At 64.7% G+C, this 2154-nt stretch carries 2 protein-coding genes; one reads left to right on the top strand and one right to left on the bottom strand.

All coding sequences use genetic code 11. From position 1 onward, the window contains the following. Positions 1–4 precede the first annotated feature (4 nt). Complete coding sequence (locus tag AC1DOC_RS30610; RefSeq protein WP_478081806.1) at positions 5–463, top strand: carboxymuconolactone decarboxylase family protein; 459 nt, start codon at positions 5–7, stop codon at positions 461–463. Between the two features lie 3 nt (positions 464–466). On the opposite strand, the gene ettA is transcribed toward AC1DOC_RS30610, so the two are convergent. Continuing rightward, complete coding sequence (ettA, locus tag AC1DOC_RS30605; protein WP_015866459.1) at positions 467–2128, bottom strand: energy-dependent translational throttle protein EttA; 1662 nt, start codon at positions 2126–2128, stop codon at positions 467–469. Between the last annotated feature and the right edge of the window lie 26 nt (positions 2129–2154).

The raw sequence follows: 2154 nt of genomic DNA, 5'->3' as shown, positions 1-2154 counted from the left end.
AGCGATGACCCACCCACAAGCAAGCCACGACGGCAACGACAACAACCTGCGCTACGAGCGCGGACTCGCCAGACTCCAGCAGATCGACGGTGAAGGCGGCGTCAAGGTCGTCGAGAGCCTGGCCGGCATCGCACCCGACTTCGCACGCCTCCTGATCGAGTTTCCGTTCGGCGACATCTACTCGCGCCCCGGCCTCGACCTGCGTTCGCGCGAGATCGCGGTGGTGGCCGCGCTCACCGCCATGGGCAATGCCGCGCCGCAGCTCAAGGTGCACATCCAGGGCGCGCTCAACGTGGGCGTCACGCGCACCGAGGTCGTCGAGACCATCATGCAGATGGCGGTGTACGCGGGCTTTCCGGCCGCGCTCAACGGCCTGGCGGCGGCGCGCGAGGTGTTTGCGGCGGACGATGAAAAAAGCGCGCAGTCCCTTGCGAAACCGCGCGCTCTTGTCGAAGCACCCTGAGGCTTACTTGAGTGCCTTGTAGCGCATGCGCTTGGGTTTTGCACCCTCTTCGCCCAGGCGCTTCTTCTTGTCGGCCTCGTATTCCTGGTAGTTGCCGTCGAAGAAGGTCCACTGGCTGTCGCCTTCGGCGGCCAGGATGTGCGTGGCAATGCGGTCGAGGAACCAGCGGTCGTGGCTGATGACCATGACCGTGCCGGCGAACTCGAGCAGCGCGTCTTCCAGCGCGCGCAGCGTTTCGACGTCCAGGTCGTTCGACGGTTCGTCCAGCAGCAGCACGTTGCCGCCCGCGATCAGCGTCTTGGCCAGGTGCAGCCGGCCGCGCTCGCCGCCCGACAGCGTGCCGACCTTCTTCTGCTGGTCGGCGCCGTTGAAGTTGAAGCGGCCCGCATAGGCGCGGCTCGCCATCTGGAACTTGCCGACGTTGATGATGTCCAGCCCGTTCGAGATGTCTTCCCACACGGTCTTGTTGTTGGCGAGTTCGTCGCGGTGCTGGTCGACAAAGGCCATCTTCACGGTCTGGCCGATGACGACCTCGCCCGAATCCGGCTTTTCCTTGCCCGCGAGCAGCTTGAAGAGCGTCGACTTGCCGGCGCCGTTCGGGCCGATGATGCCGACGATCGCGCCCGGCGGCACGGTGAAGCTCAGGTTGTCGATCAGCATGCGGTCGCCGAAGGACTTGCTGACGTTGTGGAACTCGAACACCTGCTGGCCCAGCCGCTCCGCCACAGGAATGAAGATTTCCTGCGTCTCGTTGCGCTTCTGGTATTCCATGTCGCTCAGCTCTTCGAAGCGGGCGAGGCGCGACTTGCTCTTGGCCTGGCGTGCCTTCGGGTTCTGGCGCGACCACTCCAGTTCCTTCTTCAGTGCCTTGGCGTGGGCTTCTTCGCTCTTTTGCTCCTGCGCCAGGCGTTCGCCCTTCTGCTCGAGCCAGGTGCTGTAGTTGCCCTTCCAGGGAATGCCGCGGCCGCGGTCCATTTCCAGGATCCACTCGGCCGCGTTGTCCAGGAAGTAGCGGTCGTGGGTGATGGCCACCACGGTGCCCGTGAAGCGCTGCAGGAACACTTCGAGCCACTCCACCGATTCGGCGTCCAGGTGGTTGGTGGGTTCGTCGAGCAGCAGCATGTCGGGCTTGGACAGCAGCAGGCGGCACAGCGCCACACGCCGCTTCTCGCCGCCTGACAGCAGGCCGATCTTCGCGTCCCACGGCGGAAGGCGCAGGGCATCGGCGGCGATCTCCAGCTGGTGCTCGGAATCCGTGCCGGCGGTGGCGATAATGGCTTCGAGCTGGGCCTGCTCGGCCGCCAGCGCGTCGAAGTCGGCGTCTTCGGCGCCATAGGCGATGTACACCTCTTCGAGGCGCGCCTTGGCCGCAAACACCGCGCCCATGGACTCTTCGACCGATTCGCGCACCGTGTGCTCGGGATCGAGCTTGGGTTCCTGCTCCAGGTAGCCGATCGTCATGCCCGGCATGGGCAGCGCCTCGCCCTCGAACTCCTTGTCCACACCCGCCATGATCTTGAGCAGCGTGGACTTGCCCGAGCCGTTCAGGCCGAGCACGCCGATCTTGGCGCCGGGGAAGAAAGAGAGCGAAATGTCTTTCAAGAGCTGCCGTTTGGGCGGCACGGTCTTGCTGACGCGGTTCATCGAATAGACGTATTGAGCCATCTGTGGATAGTTACCTTGGGTAGCGG

The organism is Variovorax sp. 01T439_2 (assembly GCF_056398445.1).
Note: the sequence above shows the minus strand (reverse complement) of the source record. Positions and strands in the feature narration are given on the sequence as shown.

Bases quoted from the DNA above. Each gene is read 5' to 3' on its own strand.
- ettA (WP_015866459.1), bottom strand. From the start codon at position 2,128: ATGGCTCAATACGTCTATTCGATGAACCGCGTCAGCAAGACCGTGCCG.
- AC1DOC_RS30610 (WP_478081806.1), top strand. From the start codon at position 5: ATGACCCACCCACAAGCAAGCCACGACGGCAACGACAACAACCTGCGC.